The organism is Vibrio sp. 1978 (genome assembly GCF_033344345.1).
In genome coordinates this window covers 785-1,133 of the sequence record NZ_JAWPOP010000133.1, presented here as the reverse complement: position 1 = coordinate 1,133, position 349 = coordinate 785, and the positions used below count along the sequence as shown (strand labels likewise).

Sequence of the window (349 nt, the reverse complement as noted above, 5' to 3'; positions counted from 1 at the left end):
ATCATTTGGATTGGCAGCAAACAAGCCATAGAGCAGCTCCATCGCGGGCTCTGGTCTGCCTTGCAACATCATCACTACTGCAATATTGTTGTTTGCCTCACGGTCTGATGCGCCATTCTTCTTACTGTCATTAAAGTGAGAAATTGCACCATCATAGTCTTTTTTACGCGCAAGTATTTTGCCTTTTAGAAGGTAGTAATCACCCTCTGGACCGCCATTATCTAAATACTCTTCTAAGTAACGTTCACTCGCATCGTAATTGGATTTTAAATATTCAAGCTTAGCTAAGATATAAATAATATCTGGGTCTTTAAGATCCTTTTTCTCTAGAGTGTTTATGTATAACTCA

1 protein-coding gene is annotated in these 349 nt (G+C 39.0%); it reads right to left on the bottom strand.

The features are described 5' to 3' along the window. On the bottom strand, window positions 1-349 hold a 349-nt coding region (locus tag R8N49_RS25025), incomplete at both ends, for a tetratricopeptide repeat protein (RefSeq protein ID WP_318190198.1).